Origin of the sequence: Zobellia sp. 1_MG-2023 (assembly GCF_030549125.1) — a bacterium.
GTDB classification, from domain to species: domain Bacteria; phylum Bacteroidota; class Bacteroidia; order Flavobacteriales; family Flavobacteriaceae; genus Zobellia; species Zobellia russellii.
This window is the reverse complement of the sequence record NZ_JAUOSY010000004.1, coordinates 418,415-436,061: the sequence shown is the minus strand read 5'-3', so window position 1 is coordinate 436,061 and position 17,647 is coordinate 418,415. Positions and strand designations below refer to the sequence as shown.

Genomic DNA, 17,647 nt, shown 5'->3' with positions numbered 1-17,647 from the left:
CTAAGTTTTGGGTGTTATTACTTCAAACCAAAAAAATGCGCAACAGGATATAGTATGTTTTTATTGATGAAACTACCCAGACGTAAATCAATGTCAAAAGCACGTTCTGTTAACCAATAAGCGGATATAACAATTAAAACAATGGAAATCCAAAGTAGGAGTCTTGTATAAAATTTATTGTTTCTAATAAGATAAAGAATTGGAAAAATCAGTGCAATAATAGCAATTTGACCTAACTCCACCCCTATATTGAATCCAACCAGAGACAATGAAAGGTATTCGCCTTTAAAACCTAAATCTCCCAATACACTGGCAAAACCAAACCCATGAAAGAGACCAAAAACAAAAGCAATAACCCAGTCTTCTCCTTTAAATATAGGCCTGATATTGTGATAAGCTGCAAGGCCAACGGAAAAAGCTATTATTGATTCCACCACGCGAGAAGGCAATGTTATAATTTCTAAAGATGCAAGACTTAAGGTAATTGTATGGGCAATAGTAAAAAAAGTAACGATTTTAAGGATATACATAAAAGCAGGTCTAAAACTCTTAACCGGCTCCCAGCCCCAAAAACCTGACTTAGTAGTATTAATAGCTTCGCCTGTGACTCCCTCTTTTTTGCGTCTTCTTACCACAGATGGCAGAATTAGAGCTACTAAAAATAGGATATGATCCATTCCGATCCAAATGTGCCACACACCTTGTTGCACCATGGCCAGAAAACCCTTCCACAGAGAAGTTTCTTTGATAGAAAACGTTCCATTACGTTCCCCTTCGGATAAATATAGAGCAACAATATGCTCATTATTAATGAGACCCGCCTTCCAATTATACTCCATTGCCACAAGACACATATGTGATGGGTCTTCATCAAAAAAAGCGTTGTAATCCAACGTTAAGCTATCAGGTAAATTTTCTGAATTTTCAAGTCGGAAATGAAAATTGATAAAGTCTCCATAAGACAGATTTAGTTTTGTAATCTCCCCCGTAAAGACAATTGTATAGTCTGCCAGTTCAGATGAGAATTTAGCATTTTCGAATAAATAAGCCTGAATTCTTTCTTGGAATGGCCTTACCTGTTCTATACTTGGGTGCAACCCTAAATTCAGCCCAAAAACACTATTAAGTTCTTGAGCATTTACTTCAAAACGACCTTCTATTCCAGTCTTCTCATAAATCCGAAGATATATTAAACTTTGTTTTGGTTGGTGGCCAAACGTTACTATTGGCAACAGTAGAAATAGGCCAAAGATTAATGGCAGTAATAGTTTTTTCATAGCGTTCTCAAGATAGAAAATTATTTTTTAGTCTGGTAGTTATTGGTATTTTCAAAAAATAACTATTGGATATGGTCTATTATTTATATGGACAAAATGATTTTCTTATGGTTCAAATAGGATTAATTTAAATTCACCGTAATATTAATTTATCAATAAAACACCCTTCAATATCAATTTAATTTATAAAATATTAGGTAAAATTCAGTATTTTTCGATGATTGACCTATAAATCAGTTATTGAATTACTTTTAAATTTGATAAGCTCCAAATCATAAATTAACTTAGCCAAGCTATGAATCAGAAGATTTCAATACTGTTTGAAGTCCTCATGGTTTGTGTTATGATATCAACTAGACCGTGAATTTGGAATCAACTTACACCTTACCACAATTGTTGGGCAGTGTAGCAATTGCATCACCCCAAAGTGAAGCATTTCGCTATTTGGAGGAAACTATGTCTTATGGAGACCTTCACAAAAAAACCGATCAGCTAGCCTCATACCTTATCTCATTAGGTATTAAGAAAGGTGACCGTATCGGTATTTATATGAACAGATGTTTGGAAACCTGTATTGCAGTATACGGAATCTTAAAAGCCGGAGCTGTCTATGTTCCCTTAGACCCTTTTACCCCAATTAACCGGACACTTGCAATTATAAACGATTGTGGAATTACGTGTCTGGTAACCACTCCTACAAAAAGAAGAAAGATAGACAACTTGCTGAACGAGCAGAGTCCAATAAAAACAATTATTGGAGATACCCTTAAAAACACAACGCAATCCATTTCATGGGATGAGATTTTCTCGGTTTCAACTGATGGTTTCATTGCACCCAATATTTTGGAGCAAGATTTAGCATTTATCCTTTATACGTCTGGTTCCACAGGAGTTCCAAAAGGTATTATGCATACGCATTACAGTGCCTTGAGCTTGGCCAAAATTGCTGCTAAAACTTACGGCTTTAACTCTGATGATGTTTTTGGGAATCCCGCTCCGCTTCATTTTGACCCTTCTACTTTTGGCTATTTTGTAGCCCCATTAGTCGGGGCCACTACGGTTATTGTTCCAGATGCCCATTTAAAAATGCCAGCAAGCCTAAGTGCACTTATAGCAAATGAAAAAATTACAGTCTGGTATAGCGTTCCCCTTATGTTAATCCAGCTTTTAAATAGTGGTACATTGAGTAAAAACGACTTCAGTTCTCTACGATGGGTGCTTTTTGCCGGTGAGGTTTTTATCACTAAACACCTTAGAGCACTCATGAACGAATGGCCACATGCCGAGTTCAGTAATCTATACGGTCCGGCAGAACTTATTCTTTGTACCTATTACCATCTACCGGAGCCTCCTAAAACAGATGACCCTATTCCTATTGGTAATGTTTGGGGCAACACCGAGTTTAAAGTACTTGATAAAAACAATAATGATGTAAGCTCTAATGAACCTGGTGAGTTAGCAGTACGCTCAGCAACTATGATGCAAGGGTATTGGAACAACAAATCGCTAACGGAACGTTCCTTTCATAAAGTAACCATAGCGGAAGGATACGACCATATCTATTATAAGACCGGTGATTTGGTTAAACTTAACCCAAAAGGAGAATTATTGTTTTTAGGCAGAAATGACCGGCAAATAAAACTTAGAGGCTATCGCGTTGAGTTGGACGAAATAGAACTAACCTTATTAAAATATAAAGATGTTGAAGAAGTAGCGGTTCTGGTGTTAGGAAAAGAAGAGGAAGTACAAGAACTGGCCGCGGTAATAAAACCTTCTAAAGATTCCTGCATAAACCTTACCTATCTCATGGAGTTCTGTAAAATAGAACTTCCCTCCTATGCTGTTCCAAAAACCATAGAATTTATGAATGATTTTCCAAGAACCAGTTCCGGAAAAATAAGCCGAAAAGAAATAGGTAAATTATTGGAAGAAAACCAAATATGAAAGACAAAATAGTATCGTACATCAAAAATAAATTAGCCTCAGAACCTATTGAAGAAATAGAGGTTGATGAAGACCTTTTGGGGTCTGGACTTGTTGACTCTATTGGAATGGTACAGTTGATTCTTTTTATTGAAACCGAAGCAGCTATAAAGGTACTACCAGAGGAGATGACCATTGAGAATTTCATGACCATAAACCACATGCTAAGATTTATAGACAGCAAACAAGAAACCGACACGAAGCAGATTTAATTATGAAGAGTAATCAAAAAGATACGTTCCTACCTCTTACAAAATGTCAGTCTGCACTTTGGGCCGGTCAGCGAATAAATCCAAATGTTCCGCTTCACAACGTGGTATACACCTTTGAAATAGAAGGAGAAATAGAACATACTCTATTCGAAAAGGCATTTCAAAAACTTATCAATGCGACAGATATACTTCGGATGGTCTTTTCCGAAGAACAAGGAAATCCAATACAGACCATTCTTAATGAAATAGATTTTTCATTGGAACTTGTAGACTTTACCAGTAACAATGACAATATTGCTGTTGATGAATGGCTCTACCAACGTACATTGCAGCGCATGGATATTTCAAAAAGGGTATTTCATACTGCTCTATTGAGAACCGGCCCGAACAACTACATTTGGTTTTTAAAGCTTCACCATTTGGTGACTGATGCCGTATCCAATTCCATTCTTTATAATCGGATGAATTCCTTTTACCAAAACGAATTGGAAAAGGTAACCGCCCCATTACAAGATTTTCCATCGTTTTCAGATTATATAAAATATGAAAACGACCAGATTACAACCAAATCAGGTGCTGATAGCCAAAACTATTGGATAGATAAAACGAAAGATACATTAGAGCTACCTCAATTTTACGGAGAAAAACTTAAAAAAAGTACCGAAGCCAGGCGCACCTATGTTCACCTTGGAGCCGAACGTTCTCAGAAGTTACGGGATTTAGCAAAACAACCGGAGTTTAAAGGATGGACGGAAGATCTCACGCTCTTTAACATATTCCTCACGCTAAATTTCAGCTATATTCACCGGGTAAGCGGACAACATAAACTAGCAATTGGTGCGCCAGCAAATAATCGTCCTACCCGAGATTTTCAGAAAACTGCAGGGCTTTTTATTGAAGTTCTCCCCCTAGTGATTGAAATTGAGGAAGACGATACGTTCATCAGTATTTTTAACCGAGTTAAAGTTGAAACAAATGCATATTTACGAAATGTAAGCCCAGGCTGTGCAACACCTAGCACCAATGCTAGTTTCAATGCCATTTTAAATTACATACACGCAGATTTTCCTGATTTTAACGGCTTTCCTACAAAAACCGAATGGCTGCATTCCGACCATATGGACAGCAATCATGCGCTCCGCACCCACGTCTATGACATGAACAAAAGCGGTACGTTCAAAATAGCTTTTGATACAAATTGCCACACTTTTTCAAAAGCTACCGCAGAAGAAATGCCAAATCACTTTCTAAACATCCTAGACGGTTTTTTAGAAGATTTTGAACAATCCATATTTAAACCCGCACTACTACCTATTGAACCTTTAGAATCTAATAGTGAAGATATATCATCTACACAATTTCAGTCCATTTTAAGTAGCTTTCAACATAATCAGGAACAACATCCAAATTCCGTTTCGCTACAAGCGGGGAATGAAATTCTCACCTATAGCTCATTAAACAAAAAGGCCAATCAACTAGCACATTATTTAAAAAATAAAGGTGTTGATAAGCAAAGTAGAGTGGCCCTTCATTTTTATCGCAGTCCAGACTACATAATCAGCATACTAGCCGTTCTAAAAACAGGTGCAGCATTCATTCCAGTCTCATCGGACCAACCAGCGGAACGAATTAAATACATTATTTCAAATTCTCAGACCGATCTTTTACTAAGTCAAAGTGAACTCATTTCAAAAATAGAAGTGCCGGATATTGGCATTCTAGATATCCAAAAAGAACGTTCAATTATTAAAGAACAACCGGTTACCGATATTGAAATACAAAACGAACCCACAAGTTTAGCGTATATACTCTACACATCTGGGAGCACAGGCAAACCCAAGGGCGTCTTAATTTCAAACGGGGCGTTGTCTAATTATATTTTCTGGGCAAAGGAAGCTTATAACGTTAATCAAAAATCAGTTTTTCCGCTTTTTACGTCCATAGGTTTTGACCTGACCATCACCTCTACCCTTTTACCTTTAGTAAGTGGTGGTAGAATCAATATCTATAAAGAACCCACTACCGGGCCGGACGTAAGTCTGTTGAAAGTTATAGAGGATAATCTGGTAAATTGTATTAAGCTCACCCCTTCCCATCTATCTCTTTTAAAAGACAAGAAACTAGAAACCTCCTATATACACACCATGATTGTTGGTGGTGAGGAATTAAAATCGAGCTTAGCAAAAACAGTACAGGCAGCATTTCCTTCGGAATTAAAAATATATAACGAATATGGTCCTACGGAAGCCACTGTGGGCTGTATTGTCTCAAGATACGACCAAGATAAACACACAGCGAGTTCCGTGCCAATAGGTCTTCCTATTTCAAACATGAACGCCTATATTTTGGATACCTATAAAAATCAGGTCCCCAATGGTGTCATTGGTGAGCTCTATTTAAGTGGTGCTGGGTTATCTGACGGATATGTCAATATCCCTAGCATGACGGCAGAAAAGTTTGAGGAAAACCCTTTTTCACCTGAAACTAAAATGTACAAAACTGGAGATTTGGGCAGAGTGAATAAAAATGGGGAGTTTGAATATATTGGTCGCCTAGATGAGCAAGTAAAACTTAGAGGATACCGTATAGAACTTGCGGATATAGAAAGTAATCTCCTTAAGGTTCCTGAAATAACCAATTGTGCAGTAGTATTAGTTGAGAACAAAGAAACTACCCCTAAAGAAGAGGTAGTAAACTGTACAACATGCGGATTACCTTCTAACTACCCAAACGCAGATTTTAATGAGGATGGGGTTTGTCATTTATGTACTGCGTTCGAAACCTATAAAGACAAAACCGAACGCTATTTTAAAAATGATGAACAGTTGGTTTCGCTCTTAACATCAAAAAGAGGTCAAAATCACAGTTATGATTGCATTTCACTTTTAAGTGGTGGAAAAGACAGTACCTATGTTCTTGCACGCTTGGTAAATATGGGGCTCAATGTTTTAGCCTTCACAATGGATAATGGCTACATTTCCGAACAGGCAAAAGCAAATGTTGACCGTATTGTAAAAAAGCTGGGCGTAGACCACATCTATGGACGAACACCTCATATGAACGAAATATTTGTAGATAGTCTTAATCAACACCACAACGTTTGTAATGGGTGCTTTAAGACCATTTATACCCTGAGCACCAAAATAGCACTTGAGAAACAAATTCCATTTATAGTTACCGGTTTAAGTCGTGGTCAGTTTTTTGAAACCCGACTTACCGAAGAACTTTTTTGGGATGAGGAATTGGACACATCAAAAATTGACGACACCATTTTAGAAGCAAGAAAACTATATCACCAAGAATCAGATGCCGTAAAACGACTTTTAGATGTATCCATTTTTGAAGACGAAAGTGTTTTTGAAAAAGTAGAATTTGTAGATTTTTATAGGTTTAGTGATGTCAGTTTAGAAGAAATGCTGGTTTATCTAAAAGAGAAAGCAGGCTGGATAAGACCTACGGATACCGGCAGATCTACGAACTGCCTTATTAACCAAGTTGGCATTTATGTCCATAAAAAGGATTTAGGGTATAGCAATTACTCTTTTCCATATAGTTGGGATGTACGATTAGGCCATAAGACTAGAAACGAAAGCCTTGAAGAAATAAACGAGGTAATTGATGAGAAGGAGGTTTTGCGAATCATGCACGAAATTGGGTATACCCCTTCACATCCAGACTGGGAAAACAACTCTAAGTTGGTTGCTTATTACACAGGTAAAAAAGACTTGTCCATTAAAAAATTACAAAATTTATTGGCCCAACAACTTCCTTCGTATATGCTTCCTTCTGTGTATAAACACTTGGAGGAAATGCCATTGACCTCCAACGGGAAAGTTGATAAGAAAAGTTTAAAAAACCTATCGGCGGTACAGCTGGCTATGGACACATCATATACAGCACCAAGAAATGAAATAGAAGAACTACTAGAGAATATTTGGGCCGAAGTCTTGAAATTGAACAAAGTTGGCGTACATGATAACTTTATTTCTTTAGGAGGTCATTCACTAGCAGCAATACGTGTCACTGCCCGGATTAACGAGGAAATTGAATATAATTTTCCTTTAAATAAAATATTTGAGATGCCTACAATTGCAGAATATGCAACCTATATAGAAGAAACCTTAACATCTCTTCTAGAAAAATAAAACCTTTAGTACCCTGTTTCCGTAAGTAAAACTGAATGCAGAGCAAAAAAGAAAATTTTAGCCGTTCAACAAAGCCAACGCTTATAAAATATGTAGCGTTGATAATCGCTTTGTGCTATATTTTAAATCCATTGCATCAAAAAATAAGCACTGTTTTTCACGAAGTTTCTCACATTTTGGAAATGCCTGATTCGGTAATTGGCCATGACTCCTCCATTCATGAAAATAATACCCACTATACTCATCATCATACGGATATTGATAGGCATGAGCATAATTTTATTAATATAATTGACGCCATTTTTGATGCTTCCGGCACCAATGAATCAACAGAAGACTCGCTATTAGCAGATTTTAAGTTTGATAAGCATATTACTACAGCTTATCCGGTGTTTCATCATATTCCGGCAATGAAATCTTTAGCGAATTTTAAAACCATAGAAAGTAACCTAAAACTAGGTTATTTTACCGTTTTAAAAGAACCTCCACAACCAACCAACTTCCCCATTTCCGGTTAAGGTTTACTCCTACATTTTATTTTTTTATTCAGCATCAAGTTATGTCTATGGATACGCTTGTATGTTCACTATATTTCAATCTTGTTTATTATGAAAAAACATATTACTCTTATAGTACTATTAGCTTTTGGTCTTGTGGTCCAGGCCCATGACCTTAGTGGTACGGTAACGAACGAAAAACAAATTGCCCTAGAAGGTGTTGGCGTTTATAACAAAACTACCGGTGGGTATACATATACCAATGTTTCCGGATATTTTGAACTAGATGACATATCCGTTGGAGATGTTATTTATTTCTATAGTTTAGGCTATAAAAATCATCAACTTACTATTACGGAATCGCTTTTAGACAGCAACACAAACATCACCCTAATAGAATCTGCCGTTTCTTTGGAGCAAGTGGTACTGGTTTCAAAAGTAAACGCCCTTAGCAACTTTGTAAATGTTGATGTTAAAGCAAACCCTGTTAAATCTTCGCAGGAAATTCTGCGAAAAGTACCGGGATTAATCATTGGCCAACATGCCGGAGGTGGAAAAGCCGAGCAAATTTTCTTAAGAGGATTTGATATTGACCACGGAACGGATTTAGCCATTAATGTAGACGGTCTACCTGTAAACATGGTATCTCATGCTCATGGGCAAGGGTATTCGGATATGCACTTTATAATCCCCGAAACTATTGATAATATTGACTTTGGAAAAGGTCCTTATTATGCTAACAAAGGAAACTTTAATACCGCAGGGTACATCGACTTAAAAACGAAACGCAAACTAGAAAACAACTTGATTTCGGCAGAAATTGGTCAATTCAACACCTTGCGTACCGTAGGTATGTTCAAAGTGGCCGAAAGTGATTTTAGCAATGCTTATTTAGCTTCTGAGTTGGTTTTAACCGATGGCCCGTTTGATTCTTCTCAAAACTTCAATCGTCTTAATATTATGGGGCGATATACTTTTAACAATCGTAAAGACCAAGATTTGAGCATTACACTTTCTCATTTTCAAAGCAAATGGGATGCTTCCGGTCAGGTTCCGCAAAGAGCCGTAGATGCAGGTTTAATAGGTAGATTTGGAGCAATTGATGATACTGAGGGAGGAAACACAAGCCGCAGCAATATTCTCCTTAACCATACCAAACAACTAGATGAACATTCTAGGGTAAAGTCTAAGGCTTATTTGACAAAGTATGATTTTGAGCTCTTTTCCAACTTTACGTTCTTCTTGGAAGATCCAGTAAACGGAGACCAAATAAGACAATTTGAAGACCGGACCATAATTGGTGCCGAAACAAGTTATGAGCATTCCGTTCATGTTGGAGACCATGATTCTCAATTAAAATATGAATCAGGAATAGGTTTTAGGTATGACGATGTTAACGATGTTCAACTATCCCGAACAAAAAACCGTCAAACCCTATTGGAGCGTTTGGCTTATGGAGATGTTGACGAGTTAAATGCCTATGGTTTTTTTGATGTAACCTATAAAAAAAATAAATGGACTTTGAACACTGGTCTCCGGTTAGACTATTTTAAGTTTGATTATGTAAATAACCTTACCGAAACCTATGATAGCAAAAGCGAGAACAAGCTTTTTCTAGGTCCAAAATTTAATGTTATTTATGCTCCAACTTCCAATTTGCAGCTTTTTGCTAAATCGGGTATCGGATACCATTCAAATGATACAAGAGTGGTAACCGCAAACAATGGCAAGGAAATTCTTCCCTTGGCCTATGGAGCGGATTTAGGAGCAATTTACAAACCAGTAGACCGATTGGTTATTAATGCCGCTTTGTGGACATTGTTTTTAGAACAAGAGTTTGTCTATGTTGGTGATGCCGGTATAGTAGAACCAAGTGGAAAAACAAAGAGGCTCGGTGTTGATTTTGGTTTACGCTACCAAATTACCGATTGGCTTTATGCTAATGGAGACGTAAATTACACTTACGCCAGAAGTTCAGAAGATCCAGATGGGCAAGACCTTATTCCCCTTGCGCCAGATTTGACTTCCACAGCCGGGTTGTCATTTATTGATATTAAGAATTTCTCAGGTGGAATAAACTATAAATATGTAAAAGATAGACCGGCAAACGAGGATAATTCAATTGTAGCAGAAGGTTATTTTGTAACCGACTTAAATTTAAATTATTCCATAAAGAACTGGACACTGGGCGTTATTGTAGAAAACCTTTTTGACACCGAATGGAACGAAACCCAATTCGCAACGGAAAGCAGACTGTTTAACGAAACCGCTCCTGTTGAAGAAATACATTTTACACCAGGTATACCTTTCTATTTAAGAGGAAAGGTATCAGTTAATTTCTAATAGGATTTAGATTTTACTAAAGCGGAGATATGTCCAATTGGATATATCTCCGCTTTGTTATTTGACCATACTGTAAAGATGTTAAGAATTATTCTGATTATGGTGGTTCTAACTTATCTTTGCACTATACAAAACATCATAAATATCGGCATTGTCCGTTATAACTCATACATAATAACGAAACCACTATACATGTTTCAATTTTTCAATAAGAAAAAATATTTAGTCGACTACCTAGATGGTTTTATTGACATTCATAATCACCTATTGCCAGGTATAGATGATGGAGCAAAAACAGTGGATGATTCCATTGCTCTTATAAAAGCTTTGGCTGAATTGGGTATCACTCATTTTGTTGCCACTCCCCATATTATGTCCAACTATTACCCTAATACAAAAGAAACCATAAATGCATCTCTAACCGAGTTAAAAAACGCATTGCTACAAAATGATTTAAAGGAAATATCCATAGAAGCATCTGCGGAGCACATGATTGATGACAATTTTGAAAACCTGCTGGAAAATGATGGTGTTATGCCAATGAAGAAAAGTTATTTATTGGTAGAAATGTCCTATTTACAGCCCCCTATTAACTTTGACGAAGCTATTGTAAAAACTGCTTCGAAGCGTTTTTTCCCAATCTTGGCACACCCAGAAAGATATGGCTTTTTACATCATAGAAAGAAAAGGTACCAAGAATATAAAGACAATGGTATTCTCTTTCAAATGAACCTATTATCACTTAGTGAATATTACGGTAAAGAAGTGCCCAAAATGGCATTAGAGCTTCTAGATAACGGCTTAATAGATTTTGTAGCTTCGGATATTCATAACATGAATCAGCTTAATGCACTAAAGAAAATAACCCTTTCTAAAAAAATGGTAGATCAGGTTCTACCTTTAATTAATAACTCTATACAGAACTTCTACTAAAAAAATTTAGTAATTTTCACATACGAAAATAGCATAAAAAATGCCGCTGAATTAGCGGCATTTTTTTATATCCAGTTATCAATTTCTTAATTCTGTACCAGTATTTTCATGGTTACTGGTTTTCCTTTATTATTGGCTATACTCAAGAAGTAGATACCGTCTCGTAAAAGATAAACAGGGATTTGATATGTATCAGCCCCAACCATAACTACTTCATCCGCATTGATTCCACTAATTAATCTACCTTGCTGGTCAAGCAAATTAATGCCCAACATCATGAAGTCCTCCGGTTGATTTAAAATTCTAACATTGGCTACGCCTTCTTTAATAGGATTCTTTTCTAAAATATAACCCATTTTATCTCCTTCCAAAGTTTCGGAAACCGTTATAACCACTGTATCCGAATGTGTTTCTCCACCGGCATTGGTAACTGTAAGGACTACCTCGTAGACTCCATTTTCTAGGAACGTACTTGCACTATCTGCTTCCTCTGATGTATTCCCATTATTGAAGTCCCAAAAATAATCTTCAATATTACCAATTGAATTACTACCCGTAAAAGTTACCTGTAAAGGGGCTTTACCCTCCTTTGGTGCAGCTTCGGCAACCGCCAAGAGACCATTTTCAGGAACTACGGTAACCTTTACTTCGTCTGTAACCGTTTGACTCTCATCATCTGTTACCGTCAATTTAAAGATATAGACACCTTCAACCATACTACTAACTGATAGTTCAGCCGTATTATCGCCATTTAATGTAGCCGTGTTGGGCCCGCTTTCTTGTGTCCACGCGAAAGTAACAGTCCCTCCATCAGGGTCTGAACCTGATCCTGAGATTACCGTACTATTATCAGGTAAGGTCAACATTTGGTCCTCACCAGCATCTGCTGTAGGAGCTCCTTCAACAACCGGTTCTATTATTTCAATACCCGATATTTTAGGAAATTCCGTAACAGGACTTAAGGTAATTGTTAGGCTTCCATCCGTTACATTTATTCCGTTAAATGTTTCAACTATAGCAGTGGCAGCCCCTCCTGCTTCTACAAAAATATCATAGTTTTCAATTTGCTCTTGACCTTCTACATCAATATTGAATACCCTAGAACCAGCGCCACCTGCAGAACCATCACCGGGTACACCATAATAAATCTCTGCAAAATGCAGATTAACACTATGCTCTCCATTAGCTACAGGTATATCATAAATTAGACTACCTGTGGTACGGTATCTTTCAGTTTGATAGAGAACATCGTTCTCTGTATTGGCTATAGCAATTGCGTTCGCAAGAGTCTCGCCTCCATTACTATGCTGATCAGACGCCCAACTTGTTCCATTGAAATTATAGTTAGGCCCGCCACTATTAATACGAGTTACCATAGATGTACTTGATTTTGTCACTGATACATCATCAAACCCTACATCCCCTTCTTCATCGGTAACGGTCAAACGAAATACGTAAAGACCATCTTGAAGATTACTAACTGATAACTCTGTTGTAGCGTCTCCACTTAATGTTGCAATACTAGGTCCGCTTTGCTGTGACCATTGATATGAAACGATTAAACCGCCATCAGGATTATTTCCAGAACCAACTAACGTAACACTGGTTGTTGATATAATTTTATCGGACCCCGCATTTGCAATTGGTCTGTTATCTTGTAAAAGTGGAGTAGTATTTTCGTATATCCTTAATACTTTATCATTTAACCATCCATTGGAAACAACATCTAAATCTCCATCAGCATCAATATCTACGACTCTGGCACCATCATGATGTTCATAACCTAAAGCACCATCATCCAAAATAATTTTATTGAATTCTCCCGAACCACAAAGATCATTTTCGAATGCTATCAGGCGTTTGTCACCCCTCCACTCTCCAACAACAATATCTTTGTCTCCGTCGAAATCTATATCTACAGCAAATACACTTAAACTTCCGTTAACATCATCATCAAGAGTTCTTTTTACCCATAATTGAGTTGGATCAGAAGGAGCTTCAAACCAAGCAAATTCAGTCTTAGGACCCGTACCATTACCAATATTCCCAATACTTAGCTGTCCCACTACAGCATCTAAATCACCATCTCTGTCAAAATCTGCTAATTGAGCACGATCAGCAGTAGTTGGATATAAATCAAAAACACCTGTGTCAAATTTTTCAAAATTTAAATTTCCATTGTTACGCAACCAGTTTACACCTTGAAAAAGGTCCAAATCACCATCACGATCAATATCTGCGGCTTGAATATCTTCCCCTGATGAGTCAAAACTAATATTATCTAAACTCCACATTTCTGTAGTAATATTATTAGACGGGGTTAACATTTGCATAGGAGAACCAGTATCTTCAGCCCCGTTCCAGTTAATAGCCATTCTATACGTGTTGGTATTATCAAAAACACCACCCGCTAGACCTGCCAAAAAAGGTTCTACATAATCCGTATCTCCTTCCGGAATATTTTCAAAGACCGTAAAATTACCATTACCATCATTCTGGGCCCACACCAATTGAGCTCCGGTATACTCGCCCGTAGTACCCAACAAGTCCATATCTCCATCATCATCAAAATCATACACATGAGCGACGTTTTTGAATGTGCTGCCTATAGTATTCTTTTCCCAATTACCAGAAGCTGAACCTGGGTTTTTATACCACCATCCGCCAGTAACAATATCTTTAAGTCCATCTCCATCTAAATCGTCATCTGCAAAGGTATAGACCACTGTATAAGGATTTGGGTCAAATTCATGCACAACCCACGATTCAGGAAACGGAGTTTCGTTACAAGTTATCAAACCTGTTACATTTACCACTACTTCATCATAAATTCCAGTACCCGTATGGTCCGCATTAAATAATTCTATTCTAATAGTATGTTCTCCATCAGCTAAATCATTAAATGGGATAGGATCGTACCCATAGTATTTATCTATTAAGTCACTATCTACGTAATAATGAATATGAGTATCATCTTCATTAATAACCCAATTGTCTACTCTAAAAGCAACTTCGAAAGGTTTGTTAACATCCCAACCGTTTGAAGGTGAAGTAATGGTTATATTAGCGTTTGTTGGAGTACCTCCTTCAAAAGTGTCTTTTGATAAAATTTCTATCCCATTCACTTTAGGACTTTGTACCACACCATTAAAGAATATACTCGCAAAGCCATCGGTAACCGTAACATTGTCAAATTCCTTTACCAAAGCTGTTGCTGGGTCTGTTTCGGAAAGTATGTCAAAGTTAGATAAAACCTCATTACCTTCAATTACTACATTAAAGACACGAGCACCAGCACCCTTATCAAGTTGATTTTCATCCACACCGAAGAATATTTCAGCAAAATGAAGTCTTATGTCATATTCCCCAGCAAGAGCTACCGGAATTTGATATTCAAAAGAGCCCTTATTATTGGTGTAACGTTCGGTTTGATACAATTCATCATCATCCGTTCCTGCAACGTCCACAGCTTTACCGTATTCACTCCCTGAGTTAAAATATTCATCTTCTTTGAAAATTTCTCCTCCAGGCCCGGTAATTTGATTTCCACCTGTATTGATTCTAATTTCCTCGAAAACAAAGAATGAAAAACTCTCCGCTACCATAGGAATACCGCTAATGTTCTCTACATTGGAAATACTAAGGTTATAATCGACATCCGCACTTAAAAGAGACGTATTTAGAAATACAGTGTGCCCGTCCGGTTGAAGCTCTGCACTTTGCACAGATACACCATTGGTAATTGAATAATTTGACACATTCTCTGCAGTACCCTCATCCACGTATTCGGAAAACCTAACCTCCAAAACGTTGTTTCCATCAGGTTGCACACCATGAACTTCAGGAGGTGTGTTATCTTCTGAAACTCCATTGCCTAGAAATTCAACATAATTTAATCTTAAGATATCCTGTGATGAACTAGCATTCTTAAATACAAAAAACAAATCATGTTTTCCTGTTGGTACACTATTTATTGGAGTTTGCATATGTAACCAATTATCGTTCCCTCCGGTTGAAGGTATAGTTGTGGTTGTTACCAAGGTACCTGTAGGGCTGTCCAATCTAAGTTCAATAGTACTACCTGAATTATCTGACGCCACCAAGTACTTGACGGCATTCATATTCATCAAATTACGTCCTTCAAAAGATATATATGAATTGTTATCTACCTGTATAGCATCCTTAGCTCCTTCCAATTCATACGTATTCGATACAATCGTGACGCCACTTTGATTGTCAAAATATTCAGCTTCCCGCCTCTTTGGATGTACTCGTATTTGCCCTCTAGATATAAGTCCATCACTATCCGTATAATTGGCATTTAGAACGTAAAAAATATCCATACCACCATCTATTTGGTGGTCTCCATCATCTAAATTAAGAGTTGATGTGCATGGATCTACACTTCCAACATCGTGAAAATGGTTTTCATGTCCGAGAGATGGCACCACATTAATATCCTCACAGGGAATAACACCGTCTTCCGCATCATTAGCAACCAGATTGAAATCTACATCATCGTTCCAATTAAAAAAGCCACCATCTACAGGCGAATTAAAACTAAATTCAGTAGGTGTATTACCAGCATAAATTTTTATTGTTTTAGCACCAATAGCCCCTTCAGGGTCCGTAACTTTAAGTTGTGCTGTATAAGTGCCTTTCGTAGTGTATGGGTGTGAAATATTTGGCGTAGTATAATCGACCGTACCGTCTATATCTATATCCCAAGCATAACTTAAAGGAGAATCCCCGTTAGGATCAGTAGTCTGATCTCCAGTAAAATTAACAGTTAACGGTAAAGGTCCAAAAGTCACATCGGCCGACATAACTACAGAGGGAGGAGAGTTTGTGGTAATACCTGTATAATTAACTTGAATAAGTCTGCCGATACCTTCTGGAATATCCTGAGGGCAACAACCTTCCCCATAAGCCAATATGTACATTTTACCATCTGGGCCTAATTCCATATCAATATAGCCATCTTTACTGTTTCCCGACCCTGGAAAAACATCGTCATCTAGCATTTCTTCAGAAATAATGGAACCATCTGCAGCCATTTCTACTGCCCAAATGCGACTCGTATTAAAATCAAAGTAAAAGAATAAACCATCAAATTCAGCGGGAAGACGTTGTTGATCTAATAATTCATTATCATAATTATATCTAAATCCCGCTAAATAACATTTATGGAATTTTTCAATCCATGCCTCTTGAGCTGGAGGCAGAACCGTCGCTCCAGTATTCCATTTTGAAATATTTTCTGGAGCGGCTGGATCATTATAATATGTTGGATTTGCATACGAAATTTGGTAAGAGTCATTATCTGCACCGGAAAAATAAGGCCAACCATAGTTACCCGCTTGTTTGGTCAAATTAATTTCATCTAAACCCTCTGGACCTAATTCGCTTGCAACATTTCCGTCTGGACCAACCTCTCCCCAAAATAACCAATCACTATGCTCTTTATCCACAAAAATCCGATAAGGGTTTCTAGCTCCCATTACATAAATTTCTGGTTTTGTATTTGGAGTTCCAGCGGCAAATAGATTTCCACTTGGTATTGTGTAAGTTGTGCCTGGACCAGGTTTAATCCTTAAAATTTTCCCTCTTAAATCATTTGTATTAGATGAGGCCTTCTCTGCACTAAAGTCAGAATCATCTTCATCCAATGGCGAATAAAGTTTACTACCATAAGTAGTGTTATCACCTGTGGCTATATATAGGTTCCCTTGAGAATCAAAATCCATATCTCCTCCAGAATGCCATAATGCAGACCTCGAGGTATTCCACTGAATAATAACTTCCTCTGAGCTGAAGTCTACCATATCTTCAACAACACTAAACCTAGAAACTCTATAGCCAACAAAATCTATTGGTGCATAATGAAGATAAATTTTATTGTTATTTTCAAAATCCGGGTCAATCGCTACACCCACTAAACCATCTTCATGCTCATGATAAACTGGCAAAATACCTGCTGAAACTGTAAATTGCTCGTCAGGTTTATAAATTAAGATTTCACCAAAACGATCTAGAATAAATATCCTGCCATCAGGTGCAAATTTAAAGTTAGTTGCATTCGATAGCCCAGTTACAATATCAACTTTGGCAAATTCATCGGTTAATTGTGCATTAACACTAGAAAGACCCGCTAAATATATAGAGAGACATGTGAAAACTAGTTTTAAAAAGTACTTTTTTTTCATGCTAATTAAGTGTTTGGTATCAAAATCTAGCGTGTTAACACACGGCTGACA

Annotated in this window: 8 protein-coding genes; 6 read left to right on the top strand and 2 right to left on the bottom strand. The window is 37.3% G+C overall.

Going from position 1 to position 17,647, the window contains the following annotated elements; all coding sequences use genetic code 11:
• Positions 1–17: 17 nt before the first annotated feature.
• A complete protein-coding gene (locus Q4597_RS11300; protein WP_303406295.1) occupies positions 18–1,277 on the bottom strand; it encodes a HupE/UreJ family protein in 1,260 nt (419 codons plus the stop codon).
• A gap of 360 nt (positions 1,278–1,637) precedes the next feature.
• On the opposite strand from Q4597_RS11300, the gene Q4597_RS11295 reads away from it, so the two are divergent.
• The 6 genes from Q4597_RS11295 (at position 1,638) to Q4597_RS11270 (ending at position 11,390) form a co-directional block, all read left to right on the top strand.
• Positions 1,638–3,221 (top strand): amino acid adenylation domain-containing protein, encoded by a 1,584-nt coding sequence (locus Q4597_RS11295; protein WP_303406294.1) that lies wholly within the window; start codon positions 1,638–1,640, stop codon positions 3,219–3,221.
• Positions 3,218–3,472 carry an acyl carrier protein gene (locus Q4597_RS11290; protein ID WP_303406293.1) on the top strand — a complete coding sequence of 85 codons (255 nt, stop codon included), beginning with the start codon at positions 3,218–3,220 and terminating at the stop codon, positions 3,470–3,472. Before Q4597_RS11295 ends, Q4597_RS11290 begins: the two co-directional genes overlap by 4 nt.
• A 2-nt stretch (positions 3,473–3,474) precedes the next feature.
• Positions 3,475–7,617 carry an amino acid adenylation domain-containing protein gene (locus tag Q4597_RS11285; protein WP_303406292.1) on the top strand — a complete coding sequence of 1,381 codons (4,143 nt, stop codon included), beginning with the start codon at positions 3,475–3,477 and terminating at the stop codon, positions 7,615–7,617.
• Between the two features lie 35 nt (positions 7,618–7,652).
• On the top strand, positions 7,653–8,135 hold the full coding sequence (locus Q4597_RS11280; protein WP_215914305.1) for a hypothetical protein: 483 nt from the start codon (positions 7,653–7,655) through the stop codon (positions 8,133–8,135).
• A gap of 90 nt (positions 8,136–8,225) precedes the next feature.
• A complete protein-coding gene (locus Q4597_RS11275) occupies positions 8,226–10,457 on the top strand; it encodes a TonB-dependent receptor domain-containing protein (RefSeq protein ID WP_289039713.1) in 2,232 nt (743 codons plus the stop codon).
• A 192-nt stretch (positions 10,458–10,649) separates the two neighbouring features.
• A complete protein-coding gene (locus tag Q4597_RS11270; RefSeq protein WP_303406291.1) occupies positions 10,650–11,390 on the top strand; it encodes a tyrosine-protein phosphatase in 741 nt (246 codons plus the stop codon).
• Between the two features lie 86 nt (positions 11,391–11,476).
• On the opposite strand, the gene Q4597_RS11265 is transcribed toward Q4597_RS11270, so the two are convergent.
• On the bottom strand, positions 11,477–17,596 hold the full coding sequence (locus Q4597_RS11265; RefSeq protein WP_303406290.1) for a malectin domain-containing carbohydrate-binding protein: 6,120 nt from the start codon (positions 17,594–17,596) through the stop codon (positions 11,477–11,479).
• Positions 17,597–17,647: the final 51 nt, after the last annotated feature.